This window comes from Streptomyces venezuelae (genome assembly GCF_008642315.1).
In the GTDB taxonomy this organism is placed as follows: domain Bacteria; phylum Actinomycetota; class Actinomycetes; order Streptomycetales; family Streptomycetaceae; genus Streptomyces; species Streptomyces venezuelae_D.
Genome location: NZ_CP029192.1, coordinates 5,493,291 through 5,508,130 on the forward strand (window position 1 = coordinate 5,493,291; position 14,840 = coordinate 5,508,130).

The window sequence follows — 14,840 nt, forward strand, 5'->3', positions numbered from 1 at the left end:
GACCAGGCGGCCGGATCAGCTGTGCCCAGGGGGAAGCCGGGCGAGACCGAGGTTTCGCAGGCCGGGCATCGCCACGGCTCCGCCCCCTTCGCGCGCTGACACCCGAGGGAGCAAGCACAGATGAACAAGCGTACGCGCATGGGCGCCGTCACCGTCTCCGGCCTCGTGGCCCTGTCCGTCGGCGTCACGGGCGTGTCGCAGGCCTTCGCGGCCGGCTCCGGGGCGGACCGCGAGTCCGTCCGCGCCGAGCAGGTCACCGAGGCCCAGATCGACGAGCTCGCCCACCACCTGGACGCGCTCGACAAGGGCGAACACCTCGACGCCGACGGCAAGTTCGACTACGAGGCCACGAAGGCGAAGTTCGGCACCGAGCTCGCCGACGCGCTGAGCGTCTACTTCCCGAACGGCGACCTGGACACCCCGGAGGGCGTGCAGCGTTCCTACGCGTCGTGCCTGATGGCCGCGGTCGGCCTGGGTGGCGTGCAGGGCGTCGTCGACAAGGTCAAGCACCACATCGAGAAGAAGAACTGGCGCAAGGTCGCCGAGATCGGGCTGAAGGAGGCGGCCAAGCGGGGCATCAAGATCGCGGGCAAGGGCGGTGTCGCGGGGATGGCCACCGCGCTCGCCGTGGCCGCCATCGGCTGCATCTGGGCCGCCCCGCAGCAGCCGGGAGCGCAGGAGGGGCCGGTGGGCTCGGAAGGCTTCGTGCCGGTCTCCTTCGCGGGCCGCGACGCCGCGTCCTTCGCGCCGGCCGCCTGACGGCGATGATCTGAATGGGGGGCGGGGCTTGACGGGTCAACCGTCAGTTCCCGCCCCCGCCCTCCACGATGGCGCGCAGATCGGCCAGGTACGCCGTGAACCGCTCGCGCCCCGAGTCGGAGAGGCGGACGTGGGTGACGGGGACGCGTTTGACGCGCAGCTTCGCCACCTCCACCATCCCCTCCTTCTCCAGGATCGCGATCTGCCGGGACAGTTCGGGGGTCGTCAGGTGCAGGCTGTCGCGGAGTTCGGCGAAGGCGACGTGCTGGACCCGGTTGAGGACGGCGATGATGGCCAGCCGGTTCGGGGAGTGGATGAGGTTGGCCAGGGCCTCCCTGGGCGGCCTCGCCGCCGTGTCGTCGGCCACCTCACCGCCTCCAGCGCAGCAGGAAGTAGACCGCGGCCGCGGCGGTGGGGAGCGCGGCCGAGATCAGGTGGCCGGTGAGCGAGTCGGACCCCTCGTCGAAAATCAGCTCCGCGCCCGGCATGCAGAGGAAGACGACGCCGCAGAAACGGACGGCCATTTCCACCTTGGTGTGGGGGCGCCGCCTTGCCGCACCGTCGTGGTGTCCGTTCCAGGTGAGCAGCAGCATCGTGGCCGCGACGAACACGGCGGCCCCCGCCACGGGCGGCAGGTCGCTCTCCAGGCTGACGACGAGGCCGCCGTAGAGGGCCACGAGCGTGATGACGCCGGTGACGCGTTCGCCGACGGAGGCGGAGCGCGACAGGTCGGGGGCGGAGTCGATCACCGCCAGCTGGTCGGCGGGGTCGGTGCGGGGCTCATCGTGCATCATGGCTGCAACTTTTCCATCTACTTGCACAAAGTGCAACTGGTTGGCATGTCGACAGGCTCGGCCGCGCGGGGCGTCCCGCACGGCCGAGCGCGGCGAGATCAGCGCGCCAGACTCGCCGCCAGTCGTGCCGCACGGCGGACCCGTGAGCCCGCCTTCGCCCCCGCCTTGCGGGCCAGCGGACGTATGACGCGGGACGTCACGCCCACCGGGGTCCAGCGGAGCTGGAGGCGGCCCGATGCGCGGCCCTCCGGCTCGACCGTGACCTCGTGGGGGAGTACGCCGCCCCGGTAGTCGACGCGGGCCCTGAGCGTGGGGAAAGTGAGCGGGGCCAGGAGCAGGGCCGTGTTGCGGAGTTGGCCGGAGGTCAGCTGGAGGACCGGGTGGCGGGTGCCTGCGAAGCCGTTGAGGGGGAGCGGCGCCGCCGACAGGTCCAGGCGGGCCGTGCCCTCGAAGACGCCGGGGCGGACCGGGTCCAGGCGGAACGGGGTCTTCATGCGGCGGCGGCCGGGGGCCAGGAGGAGCGTGGCCACCTGGGGGCCGACCGGTAGGCGCAGGCCCGGGTCGTACGTGCGGACGGAGAGGACGACCGTGGCCCCGGGCCCACGCTCCACGCGTGTGATCTCGTGGCGGAACTGCGCGCTGGCGAAGGGGCGGGAGTCCAGGCCCAGGTCCGTGACGTCGAGCTCCCCGCGGGAGGCCGCGGACTCGGGGACGTACGGGCCCCAGTAGACGTGGCCGGAGGAGTCCGGCGTCGTTTCGCGTGGTGCCACTCCGTGGCCCAGGCCCCTCGCCGCCAACTGGGCCTCACCGAGGCGGCCGTCCTGCACCAGGCGGAGTACGACACGTTCGGCCCGGGGGAGGCGGGCGTACGCGCCGGGGGACAGCTCCGCCAGATACGGGTTCACGATCTCCGCGAAGCCCGTCAGCCACTCCTCGTCCCGGAACGGCAGGTCGCCCGCGTACATCCGGAAGTCGTGCTTCAGGAACTTGTAGTCCTTGGCCTCACGGACGGCCTCGTGGCCGCTCGACACGAGGAACGCGTCTATGAGGCGCTGGACGTGGATGCGGTCGCGGACGTTCGTCAGCTTGTGGCGCTGGTTGGAGATCGAGGCCGACTCCGCCGCCTCGTAGGGGGCGATGTACCAGCGGTAGACGGGGTCGGGGATGACCGTGAACGCCTTCGCGAGGCAGTACGCCTGCGCCGAGAACAGCTGGTCCTCGTAGTGGATGCCCTCCGGGAAGCGGAGGTCGTTCCGGTCCAGGAACGTGCGACGGTACATCTTGCTCGTCGACAAGTGCTCGAAGAGCAAGGCCGGTTCCGCCTCGATGCCCTCCACCGTGCGCCGCTCGGCGACCAGGTGCGGCATCCACGTGGAGGTGCGGCCCGTGTCGACGCGCACGCGTTCCACCGCGCCCATCACGAAGTCCACCTCCCGCTCGCGGTGCGCGGCCAGGAGCAATTCGACCGCGCGCTCCGGGAGTTCGTCGTCGCTGTCCAGGAACATCAGGAACGGGGCGCGCGCGATCTCAAGGGCGCGGTTGCGCGGCGCGCTGCAACCGCCGCTGTTCTCGGGGAGGCGGAGGTAGCTGACGCGGTCGTCCTCCGACGCCAACTGACGTGCCACCTCGGGCGTGTTGTCCGTCGAGTGGTCGTCGCTGATGATGATCTCGATGTTCTCGTGCGTCTGGCGGCGCAGCGAGGCGACGGCGCGCGGGAGGCGTTCCGCGTCGTTGTAGACGATCACCGTCACGGTGACGTCGGGAGTGGTGGTCATCGCTGGGTCGCCTCCTCGGGCGTCGGTGCCGGGGTGCGCTCGTCGACCGGCGTGACGGGCGGCAGGGACTCCTCGCTCTCGCCGAGGAAGACGCGGCGTACGACCCGCTCGGCCGCGCGCCCGTCGTCGTACTCGCAGAAGCGGTGCCGGAAGGCACGGCGGGCCTTGGCCGCCGGCTCGTCGTGCCACGCGTCGGTGGTGAGCAGCTCCGTCAGCTCCTCCTGCGTGCGCGCCACCTTGCCCGGTGCCTCGGCCATCAGGTCGAAGTACACGCCGCGCGTCGTCGCGTACGTCTCCCAGTCGTCGGCGTAGATGACGATCGGGCGGTCCAAGTTGGCGTAGTCGAACATGATCGACGAGTAGTCCGTGATGAGTGCGTCCGCCGCGAGCGCGAGCTCCTCCACGGGGTCGTACGACGACACGTCGATGACCCGGCCGCTCTTGCGCAGGCCGGCCAGCGGGGACGCCGCGCCGCCGTAGAAGTAGTGGCCGCGGACCAGGAGCACGGTGTCCTCGCCGAGGCGGTCGGCGAGCGTCGCGAGGTCGAGGCGCGGGGTCCAGGCCGCCTCGTAGTCGCGGTGGGTGGGCGCGTAGAGGATCGCGCGCTTGCCCGGCGCGATGCCGAGCCTCTCGCGGATCGCGCGGATGTCGGCGGCGGTCGCGCTGTAGTACACGTCGTTGCGCGGGTAGCCGTAGTCCAGCGAGGTGTAGTGCGAGGGGTAGGCGCGCTCCCACATCTCCGTGGAGTGGCCGTTCGCGGAGACGCTGTAGTCCCAGCGGTCGACACGGGCCAGCAGGTCGTGGAAGTTGAGGCCCTTCGCGGCGGCCGGGTAGTCGAGCTGGTCCAGGCCCATGCGCTTCAGGGGCGTGCCGTGGTGCGTCTGGAGGTGCACCGAGTCGGGGCGCTTCACGATCGCGTTGGGGAAGTTGGCGTTGTTCACCAGGTACTTGGCGCGCGCCATCACCTCCCAGTAGCGGCGCGTGCCGGGCACCACGTGGTCGGTGCCGGGCGGGAGGAGGGGCACGTTCGCCGCCGAGACGACCCATACCGCGTGGATGTGCGGGGCGAGTTCGGCGAGCTTCGCGGCGACCGCCGCCGGATTGCAGGCCACGCCCCGGTCCCAGTACGCCGTGAACACGGCGAGGTTCGGGTCGACGGGACGTTCGAGCGCCCTGCGGTAGCGCAGGTCGCGGACCTTCTTGCCCACCTTGTGCTTGCGCGAGACGACCGCGGACCGCAGCTTGCGCCGCTGCTGGTTCGCCGTCTGGAACGTGCGGTACTTCGTGTACGCGTCCTCTTCGAGGAGGCGGCGCCGCACGCCCTCCAGGCCGCCCGGATGCTGATGACCCTCGGGGCGCCGGGCGACGGCGGCCTTCGACGCGCGGTGGAAGAACTCCCTGCGGACCGGGTCCGGCAGCTGCTCGCGGGCGACGACGCGCAGGCAGTCGCCGACCATCACGTCGTAGAGCGCGGCGCGCGGCGCCGTGGGCAGGCCGCGTTCGGCGGCGAGGGAGAGGAGCGACTCGTAGCGGTCGATGACTGCGTAGCGCTCCTCGGGGGCGCCCTTCGGGAGACTCTCGGACCTCAACTCCCGTACATTGAGAGCCACTTGGTCGAGCGTCGCGACGCGGTCGGCGAGGAGCAGTGCGGCGTACGCGGCGAACGTCTCGTCGTCCACCGCCAGTTCGGCGCGGTGCGCCCGCCAGAAGTCGGCGCGCAGCACGCGGTTGCCGAGCAGCGGGGTGACCTTCAGGAGGTTCGGGCAGTCCGCGAGCGGCAGGTCGCGGCGGCCCTGCTTGGCGAGGTGCTTGCCGTCGGGGCTCGGCATGCCCCGGTGGCGCCAGGTGGTGCGGACGTGGTCGACGCACAGGACGTCGACGCCCGCCGGTACCTCGGTGACGCGGTCGGCGACGGCACGCGGGGCGCCCGTCGGCACGCTGTCCTTGCTGTGCACGAAGTGCAGCCAGCGGCCGCCCGCCCGCTCGGCGCCCGCGGTGCGGGCCGCGCCGTCGCCCGTGCCCTCGGGCAGCGGGACGACGGTGACGCCGGGCCGGTCCGTGGCGGCGGCCTGCGCGGAGGCGCCGACCGCGGCGACGATCACCTCGACGCCGGGTGACGCCTGCGCGGCGAGGGCGTCCAGGCAGGCGCCCAGGTGGCCCTGGACGTTGCGGCCGTGGACGACGACGCTCAGCTCGGGTCCGGCGTCGGCCCCGGCATCCCGCGTCGGTCCGGTGCTCTCACCCTGCTCGGGCACGGCGGTGCCCCCCTTCCGTGTGCTCATGCGGTGCTCGCCCCCCGGTGGGCGAGCATCCGGTCGACGACGCGGGCCGCGGCCCCGCCGTCGTCCAGGTCGCAGAACTCGGCGCGGAACGCGTCGTACGCCTCGGCGTACGGCGCGCTCGTCGCGTCGATGTCCTTCAGCGCGGCGATCAGCTCGTCCGAGGTGGGGACCAGCGGGCCCGGCGCGCGCTTCTCGAAGTCGAAGTAGAAGCCGCGCAGCCGGTCCCGGTAGTGCTCCAGGTCGTACGTGAAGAACAGCATCGGACGGCCCGTCACCGCGAAGTCGAACATCACCGAGGAGTAGTCGGTGACGAGGACGTCGGCGATCAGGAGCAGATCCATGATGTCCGGGTAGCTCGCGACGTCCCACACGAAACCGTCGCCCGCGCCCGGCACCGGCTCCACGATGTGCGCGTGCGGCCGGACGAGCAGGACGTGGTCGTCGCCCAGCTCGGCGCGGGCCTTCGCCAGGTCGATGCGCAGGTCGAGCAGGAAACCGCCGCGGTGGCGCTGCTTGTCCTCGCGCCACGTCGGCGCGTACAGGACGACCTTCTTGCCGTCGGGCAGGCCGAGCGCGCGGCGCACCTTGTCGGCGCGCTTGGCGCGGTCGGGGGCGAGCAGCACGTCGTTGCGGGGGTAGCCGGCCTCCAGGAGCTCGCCGTCCACGTCGCCGCCGAACCGGAAGGCGCTGCGCATGATCGGGGTGCTGAACTTGTTCGGGGAGAGCAGCATCGTCCACTGGTGGCGCTCGCGGTCCAGGTCCTGGAGGTACTGGGTGCTCGCGAAGTGGTCGTTGTCGAAGTCGAAGCCGATGCGCTTGAGCGGGGTGCCGTGCCAGGTCTGGACGATCTGCTGGCCCTCGCGGCGCTCCAGCCAGCGCGGGAAGTGCGTGTTGCCGACGATGTAGCGGGAGCGGGCCATCGCCTCGTAGTACTCGGGGCTGTGCACGCGGACGGCTTTCGCGGTCGCCGGGACCTCGCACTGGCCGTCCTTGACGACCCACAGGTGGTCGACGGGCAGGGCGCGGCGGACCATCTCCTCGTGGATGGCACGCGGCGAGTCGCCGTACATGCGGCCGCCGAACACGTCGTACAGGACGGCCTCGCGCAGCGGCTCGTGGCGGGCGGCCGGGTAGGCCTCCGTGCGCAGGCGGGTCTGGCGGTGGCGGCTGCGTTCTTCGGGGCGCAGCTCGGAGTGGGCCATCAGGGCGAGCTGGTCGTACTGGCGGGCCTGCAGCTCGATGCGTTTGCCGTGCGCCTCCACCTCCAGGGGGAGGTCGCCGTGGACGGGCGGGGCGAGCTGCACGGCTGTGCGGGAGCCGTCCGGCTTCTGGACCGAGGGCCACCAGAAGCCCGCTCGGAGCGGGGTCTCCCCCGCGTGGCGGTGGGTGGGGGCGGGCACGAAGCGGGCCTCGAAGCGACCGTCCGCGGCCTTCGCCGGGAACGTGTACTCGTGGCCCGACCAGGTCTGGCGGAGCACGAGCTCCAGGGCGTGCGTGCCCTGGGCCGGGTAGCTGCCGGTGAGGGCGACGGTGCCGTCGGGGGCGACGGTGACGTGGTCGACGAGGGGCTGGACGGGCTGGTCGCAGAACTGGAGGTAGCCGCCGGGGCTACGGCGTGCGTAGACCGTTCTGGTGGGGTCCGCCTGCGTGAACTGGGCGCCGGAGAAGCCTTCCCTGTCGTCCAGGATGAGGGCGAGACGGGTCGACGTGGGCTCGTCGCCGGAGGCGTCGACGACCTCGATCGACATGTCCCAGCGGGCTATGGAGCGTTCTGCCTGGGTGGGGCGGAGGCGTTCGTGGTTGGTGCGGATGTCCGTCAGGGCCGCCGTGTCGACGTGGGCCGTGAAGGGGACGCGGCCCTCGTGCGGGACGCCGAGGGTCAGGGGCGCCGTCAGGATCGTGCCGGACTCGCGCATGCGCAGGCGCAGGCGGGCCGTGCCCTCGGGGGCCGTGCGCAGGATGCCGCGGACGACGAGGTGGGAGCCCTCCGCGCGGACCTCCAGGGCGCGCGCGTGCGCCGTCTCCACGCGGATCGCCAGCTCGCCGTCCTGGATCTGCGGGGCCACCCGCACGTCCTCGGTCACCCAGTGCGCGGGCGGCGTCTGCCCGGACCCCGTACCGGCCCCGTACAGCGGACCGCGCCGGGGCGTCGAACCCGTGCCGGCCACCGCGATCCGCACGTACCAGACCCCGTCGACCCACGTGCCGCGGTGCCGCAGCCGTGACGGGTTCACCGTCGCGCCGAAGCCCGCCCAGTCGGCGTGCCGGAACTCGGCGCCGGAGGCCACCGTCGCCTCGGCGTCGAGGTGGCTGCGCGCGGGTACGAGGACCGTGCGGCGGCTGCCCTTCTCCTTCAGGATGAGCGACTTCATTGCCTTGCTCCGCGACTCGGCGCCGAGCTGGCGCGCGAACGCCCAGCCGGAGAGCCACAGCTTGCCGTCGTGCCAGGCGGCCTCGTCGAGGCGGCTGCGCAGCCGCAGTTCCTGGTCGAGGCGGAGGACGGCGTCCGGCACGGGGGAGGCCGGGTCGAGGAAGGGGTAGTCGGCCTTGGGGTGCAGCGTCCCGGAGACGGGGATCGAGCCGGGGTGCTCCTTCTCGAACTCCAGCTGGGCGATCAGCTCGTCCATGCGCCGGTGCACGGTCAAATACAGCTTCAGCTTGTGCGGCACGTGCAGCGCCCGCACCGCGTCCTGCCCGATCTCGCGGACCAGGCGGCCCACGTGCTCCAGGAACGCCTCCTGGTAGGCGGCGTCGGAGCCGGGCAGCACCTTCCAGAAGAGGGGGATCTCCTCGGCGAGCGCGTTGTTGTCGTACACCTTCAGGTGCTCGGCGTACATCGGGTCGTCCCCGACGCGGGCCAGCATGAAGTCGCGGACCATGCGGATCGACCTCACGCGGTCGATCAGGCCCTGCGGGTTGGTGCGGTTCTGCGTGATGGACCGTTCGCCGATCTCGCGCTCGCGCCAGTTGTAGATCGGCTCGCTCAGGACGTCCACGGACTCGGCGAGGTAGTGCGAGGGGACGCTGACGGGCGCGTCCTCGTAGAGCATGGCTTCCGGGTACGCGAACGAGTGCCGCTCCCAGAAGGAGCGGCGGTAGACCTTGTTCCACGCGGTGCGGTCGGTGAGCAGCGGCCGGAACCTCGACACGTGGGTGCGGAGCCGGGTCGCGGCGAAGGGCACGCGGTGGACGGGCGACTGGACGTGTCCGGCGGAGCGGAAGCGGGTCACGTTGCCCGCCGCGAAGTCCGAGCCCGTCTCGTCGAGCGTCTCGATCATCAGCGCGTACGCCGTCGTGGGCAGGGTGTCGTCACTGTCCACGAACGCGAGGTACTCGCTGCCGGGGGACATCTCCCGTACGCCCGTGTTGCGCGCCGCGCCCAGGCCCTTGTTCTCCTGGGATATCAGGCGGAACCGCGGATCCGCCGCCGCGAAGGCCTCGGCGATGGCAGCGCTGCCGTCCGTCGACCCGTCGTCGACCATGATCACTTCGAAGTCCTGGAACGTCTGTGCGGCCAGGGACTCCAGGCACTCGTCGAGGTAGAGCTCGACGTTGTAGACGGGGACGACAACACTCAGCCGTGGCTGCACGCGTACTCCTTCTGTTGCTAAACGCTCCCATAGTGTAAGGATCTGCGTATTGATGCGACAAAAGGGATACGACCCTTGGGGTCCGCCAGGCGTGCGCGCCTACCCCTTCCCGCCGCCCGTGAAGCTCTCGTACTCCTTCAGGACCTCCGCCGTCGGCCCGTCCATGCGCAGCTCGCCCCGCTCCAGCCACAGCACGCGGTCGCAGGTGTCGCGGATCGACTTGTTGTTGTGGCTGACCAGGAAGACCGTGCCCGCGCGCTTGCGCAGCTCGCGGATGCGGGACTCCGAGCGCTTCTGGAAGGAGCGGTCGCCGGTGGCGAGGGCCTCGTCGATGAGCAGGACGTCGTGGTCCTTGGCGGCAGCGATGGAGAACCGCAGGCGGGCGGCCATACCGGAGGAGTACGTGCGCATCGGGAGCGTGATGAAGTCGCCCTTCTCGTTGATGCCGGAGAAGTCGACGATGCCGTCGTAGCGCTCCTGGACCTGCTCGCGGCTCATGCCCATCGCGAGCCCGCCGAGGCGTACGTTGCGCTCGCCGGTCAGGTCGTTCATCATCGCCGCGTTCACGCCGAGCAGGGACGGCTGGCCGTGGGTGAAGATGCGGCCGTTCTCGACGGGCAGGAGCCCCGCGACGGCCTTGAGCAGCGTCGACTTGCCGGAGCCGTTCGTGCCGATCAGGCCGATGGCCTCGCCCTTGTGCGCGGTGAACGACACCTTCTTCACGGCGTGCACCTTGCGCACGCCCGCCCGCGCCTCGGTCTTCTTCCGGCCCCCGATGATCCGGTTGAGCGCGGCGGTGGCGGTGCCGCGGCCCGCGCCGGTGCCGTGCACGCGGTAGACGATGTCGACGTCGTCGACGATGACGGTGGGGGCGCTGTCGTTCCTGGTCTCAGCCACGGCCGTACGTCTCCTCTGCCTTCCAGAAGTAGATGAACCCGCCGATGCCGGCGAGCAGGGCCCAGCCGAGGGCCCAGGCCCACACGTGGTGCGGGAGCTGGTCGCGTTGGAAGCTGTCGATCAGCGCGAACCTCATGAGGTCGATGTACACGGCCGCCGGGTTGGATTCCAGGAGCACCTGCACGGCGTGCGGCAGATGCTGGTCCTTGAGGACGGCGTCGATGCTCCACATCACCCCGGACACGTACATCCAGGTCCGCAGCACGAACGGCATCAGCTGCGCGATGTCCGGCGTCGTGCTGCCGAGCCGCGCCATGACGAGCGCCAGGCCGGTGTTGAACGTGAACTGCAGCGCGAGGACCGGGAGCACCAGCAGCCAGGAGGCGGTGGGCGGCACGCCGAAGCAGAGCAGGATCACGAAGAGCGCGCACATGGAGAACAGCAGCTGCTGGAGCTGCTGCAGGCAGTACGAGATCGGCAGCGAGGCGCGCGGGAAGTGCAGGGCGCGGACCAGGCCGAGGCTGCCCGAGATCGCGCGGGTGCCCGCCATCACGGACTGCTGGGTGAACGTGAAGACGAAGACGCCGGTGACGAGAAACGGGACGTAGTCCTCCACATCCCGCTTGGTGTTCATCAGCACGCCGAAGATGAAGTAGTAGACCGCCGCGTTCAGGAGCGGGGTCATCACCTGCCAGACCTGGCCGAGCTTGGCCTGGCTGTACTGGGCCGTCAGCTTGGCCGTCGCGAAGGCGGTGATGAAGTGGCGGCGCTGCCACAGCTGCCGTACGTAGGCGGGCAGGGAGGGGCGGGCGCCGCTGACGGTCAGGCCGTGGAGGGCGGCGAGGTCGGCGGGGGAGAGGGTCGGTTCGGCGGGGTGCGCCGTGTGGGGCGGTGCGTCGAGGGCCTGGCTCACGTCCGTTGCTTTCGCTCGGGGAGGCTGGGGCTGACGTCGGGACGGGCCCGTATCGTCGCAACGCCGAGAGTAGGACGTCGGTACGTCGGAACGCAACCGTATCGTCGTCGCGCTTTATGCTGTCCGCATGACGACGAGCAGGCCGCAAGGTGAACAACCGCGCCGCAGGGCCCCCGCGGGGGCCGCCGTGCTGCGTGAGGACGTGACCGAGGCGATCCGCGCCGCGGTCTTCGGGGAACTGGCCTCCGTCGGTTACGCGCGCATGTCGATCGAGGGCATCGCGCGCCGCGCGGGCGTCGGCAAGACGGCGGTCTACCGCCGCTGGCGCTCCAAGCTGCACCTCGTGCTCGACCTGGTGTCGGCGATAGCGGTCCAGGGGCTCCCGGCGCCGGACACGGGGTCGCTGGAGGGGGACTTGCGCCTGTTGTACGAGGTCACCTCACGCGCCCTGCGCCACCCCGTCGCCTCGCAGATCATCCCCGACCTCCAGGCCGAGGCGGCCCGCAATCCGGAGATCGCGGAGGCGTTGCAGAAGGCGCTGCGGGAGGGGCAGTACGGCGTCGCCAGCGGCATCGTGCGGGCCGCGGTGGAGCGGGGCGAGCTGCGCGACGGGATCGACGAGGAGCTGGCCCTCGACCTGCTGTCGGGGCCGCTCTACTGGCGCTCGGTGGTGGTGCGGGCCGACCTCCCCAAGGGCTACCTGGGGAGGCTCGCGACGGCCACGGCGGCGGGGCTGCGGGCGCTCTGAGCCCGCCGGGCGTCCTACGCGCCGCGACGCCGCGTCAGCACCAGGAACGCGCCCGCCCCGAGCGCCGTGACGCCCGTGGCGACGCTGACCAGCACCTGTTGTACACCGTCGAGCGCGAAGCCGGTCGAGACGTTGACGACGATCGCGGCGGCGAGGACGAGCCAGAGCAGGGCCTTCATGGGGAGCTGCCTTCCGGGCGGGGCGGCCGGCGCCTCCTGCGGCGGCCTGCGCTGCGCTCCACTCTGTCCGCCGCGGGGCGGTCGGCACGATGGGGTGTCCACCCCGGCCGATGGTGTAGCGGGCTACACCATCGGACCCAGGAGACTCAGCGGTCGCCGCGCGCCGCCTCCGGGTGCTGCCGCATCCAGCCCGCCCACGCCGACGTGATCATGTCGCGCACGTCGCGCTTCGCGGACCAGCCGAGTTCCGCGGCGATGCGGTCCGCGGACGCGACCACGCGGGCCGGGTCGCCGGGGCGGCGGGCCGTGACCTCGGCGGGGGTGGTGTGGCCCGTGGTCTCGTTGATGAGGGTCGTCATCTCGCGGACCGACACGCCCTCGCCGCGGCCGATGTTGAGGGTCAGGTCCGTGCCGGGCGCGGCGGACGCGAGCCTGCGGGCCGTCGCCACGTGGGCCTCGGCGATGTCGACGACGTGGATGTAGTCCCGTACGCACGTGCCGTCCGGCGTCGCGTAGTCCGCGCCGAAGATGCGCGGCGCCTCGCCCGCGGTGAGCCTCTCGAAGACCATCGGGACCAGGTTGAAGACGCCGGTGTCGGCGAGGTCCGCGGAGGCCGCGCCCGCCACGTTGAAGTAGCGCAGGGACGCCGTCGTCAGGCCGTGGGCGCGGCCCACCGCGCGGACCAGCCACTCGCCGGCCAGCTTCGTCTCGCCGTACGGGCTCATCGGCAGGCACGGCGTCTCCTCGGTGACGAGGTCGACGTCGGGCATGCCGTAGACGGACGCGGACGAGGAGAAGACGAAGTGGGCCACGTCGTCCGACGCGGCCACCGCCGACAGCAGGACCCGCAGGCCCTCCACGTTCTCGTGGTAGTAGTGCAGCGGCCGCTCCACGGACTCGCCGACCTGCTTCTTGCCCGCCAGGTGCACGATGCCGGTGATCCCGTGCTCCGCGAAGGTGCGGAGCAGCCGGTCGCCGTCGAGGACCGAGCCGGTCACCAGCGGCACCCCGGCGGGGACGCGCTCGGCGATGCCGGTGGACAGGTCGTCGTAGACCACGGCCCGCTCGCCCGCCTCCGTCATGGCGCGGACGACGTGCGCCCCGATGTATCCGGCGCCGCCGGTGATCAGCCAGGTCATGGTCGTCTTGTCCTGTCTTGTCGCGAGTGCGTGTGTGTGCGTGTGTACGCGTGAGGTGCAGTGTCGCAGAGGCCTTGTTCGGCGCGCGTCAGCGGCCTCCGGCGCCCCGCACGGAGCGCAGGAGCCGGGTCAGCCGCCGCTTGGCGACGCCCGCCACGCCCCGCACGCCGGGGGCGAGCCGCACGGAGAGGTTCCCCGCCTGGGTGGCGTACGGCTGGACGAGCAGCACCCCGCGCCGCCTGCTCGGCACCACCGTCCGGCGCAGCAGCCCGGGCCCGGCGACGGCGTGCGCGGTCGAGTCGCGCGCCGTGCCGTCCTCGAAGAGGAGCCGCAGACGGACGTCCCACACGGCGTTGTCGAGGGAGGCGAGGTCGAGGAGGACTTCGGCGGTCCACGTCTCCCCCGGCCGCTCGCCCGCGAACGCCGCCGTCCTGCGCATCCCGGGCACCCCGGTCTGCCGGTGCACCAGTTCCACGTCGACCGTGGCGGGCCCCGCGTCCGCCACCCGCCCGTACAGCTCGTGCAGCCGCAGCGTCAGCCGCGACCCGCCCGGGGCCGGGCGCAGCTCGCCGTCGACGGCGATGGGCAGCAGCCGCACGGGCCGCACCAGGAGGTGCTCCAGCGTGACCTGCGGGAGGTCCGCCGCCCAGACGGGCGTGCCGTCGGCCGCCCTAGGGTAGGGCGGCGCGAGCCGCGCCGGGCGGGCCGCGACCTGGTTGAGGCGGCTCAGGTCCCTCGGCTCGTCGGAGGCGAGGATCACGCGGGCGATGACCCGGCCCGGCGCGGGGGCCGCGTCGAGGTCGGCGGCGTCGAACGTCGCCAGGTACGCGCGTGTGAGGCCCCACCACTCGCGCCGGTACTCCTTGCCGCGCGCGGTGAGTTCCCGTGTGTACATGCGCAGGCTGTGGTCGACGAACTTGGCGCGCGCCGCCCGCGCGAGCCGCTTGCCGCCGGCGCCGTGCGCGTCCCGCAGGATGTCGACGGACTGGCGGTGCGCCTCCGTGCGGCCCTGCCAGTTGGCGATGTCGGAGCGGTCCAGGGAGATCGACAGGTTGGTGGCGGCGCGGCGCACGTGCCACACGTAGACCGTGTCGGGGACGAGGGCGATGCGCGGCGCGGCCGCCAGCATGCGCGCGGTGAAGACGAAGTCCTCGTAGACGAAGCGGCCTTCGGGGAAGCGGATGCCGTGCTCGCGCAGGAACGCCGTGCGGTAGAGCTTGTTGACGCAGAGCGTGTCGTGGACGAGGCGCGGGCGCAGCTCCGGGCGGGCCACGAGCTGCGGCTTGCGGTAGATCTCCGGCTGCCAGGGCACCTCGCGCCCGGAGGGCAGCTCGCGGCGCACGCAGAGTCCGGACGCGACCTCCGCGCCGTGCCTGCGCGCGGCGGTGAGCAGCGCGTCGACCGCGCCGGGCGGCAGCACGTCGTCACTGTCGAGGAACATCAGGTACGGGGCCTCGGCGGCGTCGATGCCGTCGTTGCGGGGGGTGCCGCAGCCGCCGCTGTTGGTGTCCCTGCGGATCACGCGCAGGCGCGCGTCGTCGGCCGCGAGTCCGGCCAGGATCTCCGCACTGGCATCCGTCGAGCAGTCGTCGACGGCGATCACCTCGTGGACGGCGGGACCCTGTGCGAGGGCGGAGCGCACGGCGTCCGCGAGGTGGGCCGCGTCGTTGTAACCGATCACGACGACAGAGACGACCGAGACGTCGGAGCCGGACGTGTTCGTGACAGGGGTGTTCTGGGCACTCGGGTGAGGCAGGATGCGGT

At 72.0% G+C, this 14,840-nt stretch carries 12 protein-coding genes; 2 read left to right on the forward strand and 10 right to left on the reverse strand.

What is annotated here, in order from left to right; genetic code table 11:
- The first annotated feature begins 120 nt into the window (after nucleotides 1–120).
- Complete coding sequence (locus tag DEJ48_RS24065) at nucleotides 121–759, forward strand: hypothetical protein (protein ID WP_150218197.1); 639 nt, start codon at nucleotides 121–123, stop codon at nucleotides 757–759.
- Nucleotides 760–802: 43 nt separating this feature from the next.
- Here DEJ48_RS24065 and DEJ48_RS24070 read toward each other — a convergent pair whose 3' ends face one another.
- The 7 genes from DEJ48_RS24070 to DEJ48_RS24100 form a co-directional block, all read right to left on the reverse strand.
- Complete coding sequence (locus DEJ48_RS24070; protein WP_150218199.1) at nucleotides 803–1,126, reverse strand: transcriptional regulator; 324 nt, start codon at nucleotides 1,124–1,126, stop codon at nucleotides 803–805.
- A gap of 1 nt (nucleotide 1,127) precedes the next feature.
- Nucleotides 1,128–1,553 (reverse strand): hypothetical protein, encoded by a 426-nt coding sequence (locus DEJ48_RS24075; RefSeq protein ID WP_150218200.1) that lies wholly within the window; start codon nucleotides 1,551–1,553, stop codon nucleotides 1,128–1,130.
- A gap of 98 nt (nucleotides 1,554–1,651) precedes the next feature.
- The gene (locus tag DEJ48_RS24080) at nucleotides 1,652–3,328 is read right to left on the reverse strand and encodes a glycosyltransferase family 2 protein (RefSeq protein WP_150218201.1); all 1,677 of its coding nucleotides are present in this window, start codon (nucleotides 3,326–3,328) and stop codon (nucleotides 1,652–1,654) included.
- On the reverse strand, nucleotides 3,325–5,610 hold the full coding sequence (locus DEJ48_RS24085) for a CDP-glycerol:glycerophosphate glycerophosphotransferase (protein ID WP_150218203.1): 2,286 nt from the start codon (nucleotides 5,608–5,610) through the stop codon (nucleotides 3,325–3,327). The genes DEJ48_RS24080 and DEJ48_RS24085 overlap by 4 nt, the downstream gene beginning before the upstream one ends.
- Nucleotides 5,607–9,200: a bifunctional glycosyltransferase family 2 protein/CDP-glycerol:glycerophosphate glycerophosphotransferase gene (locus DEJ48_RS24090; protein WP_150218205.1), complete on the reverse strand. Its 3,594-nt coding sequence runs from the start codon at nucleotides 9,198–9,200 to the stop codon at nucleotides 5,607–5,609. Before DEJ48_RS24090 ends, DEJ48_RS24085 begins: the two co-directional genes overlap by 4 nt.
- Nucleotides 9,201–9,299: 99 nt before the next feature.
- Nucleotides 9,300–10,097: an ABC transporter ATP-binding protein gene (locus DEJ48_RS24095; RefSeq protein ID WP_150218206.1), complete on the reverse strand. Its 798-nt coding sequence runs from the start codon at nucleotides 10,095–10,097 to the stop codon at nucleotides 9,300–9,302.
- Nucleotides 10,090–11,010 (reverse strand): ABC transporter permease, encoded by a 921-nt coding sequence (locus DEJ48_RS24100; protein WP_150218208.1) that lies wholly within the window; start codon nucleotides 11,008–11,010, stop codon nucleotides 10,090–10,092. The genes DEJ48_RS24095 and DEJ48_RS24100 overlap by 8 nt, the downstream gene beginning before the upstream one ends.
- A gap of 127 nt (nucleotides 11,011–11,137) precedes the next feature.
- Between DEJ48_RS24100 and DEJ48_RS24105 the strand changes: the two genes are divergently transcribed.
- Nucleotides 11,138–11,758, forward strand: coding sequence for a TetR/AcrR family transcriptional regulator (locus DEJ48_RS24105; protein ID WP_150218210.1), 621 nt, complete (start codon nucleotides 11,138–11,140; stop codon nucleotides 11,756–11,758).
- A 14-nt stretch (nucleotides 11,759–11,772) separates the two neighbouring features.
- Here the strand turns inward: DEJ48_RS24105 and DEJ48_RS39820 are convergent, their stop codons facing one another.
- The 3 genes from DEJ48_RS39820 to DEJ48_RS24115 all read right to left on the reverse strand — a co-directional run bounded on the left by DEJ48_RS39820 (nucleotide 11,773) and on the right by DEJ48_RS24115 (nucleotide 14,757).
- Complete coding sequence (locus tag DEJ48_RS39820; protein ID WP_190537553.1) at nucleotides 11,773–11,937, reverse strand: hypothetical protein; 165 nt, start codon at nucleotides 11,935–11,937, stop codon at nucleotides 11,773–11,775.
- Between the two features lie 146 nt (nucleotides 11,938–12,083).
- Nucleotides 12,084–13,076 (reverse strand): UDP-glucose 4-epimerase GalE, encoded by a 993-nt coding sequence (galE, locus tag DEJ48_RS24110; RefSeq protein WP_150218211.1) that lies wholly within the window; start codon nucleotides 13,074–13,076, stop codon nucleotides 12,084–12,086.
- 88 nt (nucleotides 13,077–13,164) lie between these two features.
- Nucleotides 13,165–14,757, reverse strand: a complete 1,593-nt coding sequence (locus DEJ48_RS24115; protein ID WP_223832511.1) for a glycosyltransferase family A protein — start codon at nucleotides 14,755–14,757, stop codon at nucleotides 13,165–13,167.
- Between the last annotated feature and the right edge of the window lie 83 nt (nucleotides 14,758–14,840).

Bases quoted from the DNA above. Each gene is read 5' to 3' on its own strand.
- DEJ48_RS24065 (WP_150218197.1), top strand. From the start codon at position 121: ATGAACAAGCGTACGCGCATGGGCGCCGTCACCGTCTCCGGCCTCGTG.
- DEJ48_RS24075 (WP_150218200.1), bottom strand. From the start codon at position 1,553: ATGATGCACGATGAGCCCCGCACCGACCCCGCCGACCAGCTGGCGGTG.
- DEJ48_RS24080 (WP_150218201.1), bottom strand. From the start codon at position 3,328: ATGACCACCACTCCCGACGTCACCGTGACGGTGATCGTCTACAACGAC.
- DEJ48_RS24085 (WP_150218203.1), bottom strand. From the start codon at position 5,610: ATGAGCACACGGAAGGGGGGCACCGCCGTGCCCGAGCAGGGTGAGAGC.
- DEJ48_RS24105 (WP_150218210.1), top strand. From the start codon at position 11,138: ATGACGACGAGCAGGCCGCAAGGTGAACAACCGCGCCGCAGGGCCCCC.
- DEJ48_RS39820 (WP_190537553.1), bottom strand. From the start codon at position 11,937: ATGAAGGCCCTGCTCTGGCTCGTCCTCGCCGCCGCGATCGTCGTCAAC.
- galE (WP_150218211.1), bottom strand. From the start codon at position 13,076: ATGACCTGGCTGATCACCGGCGGCGCCGGATACATCGGGGCGCACGTC.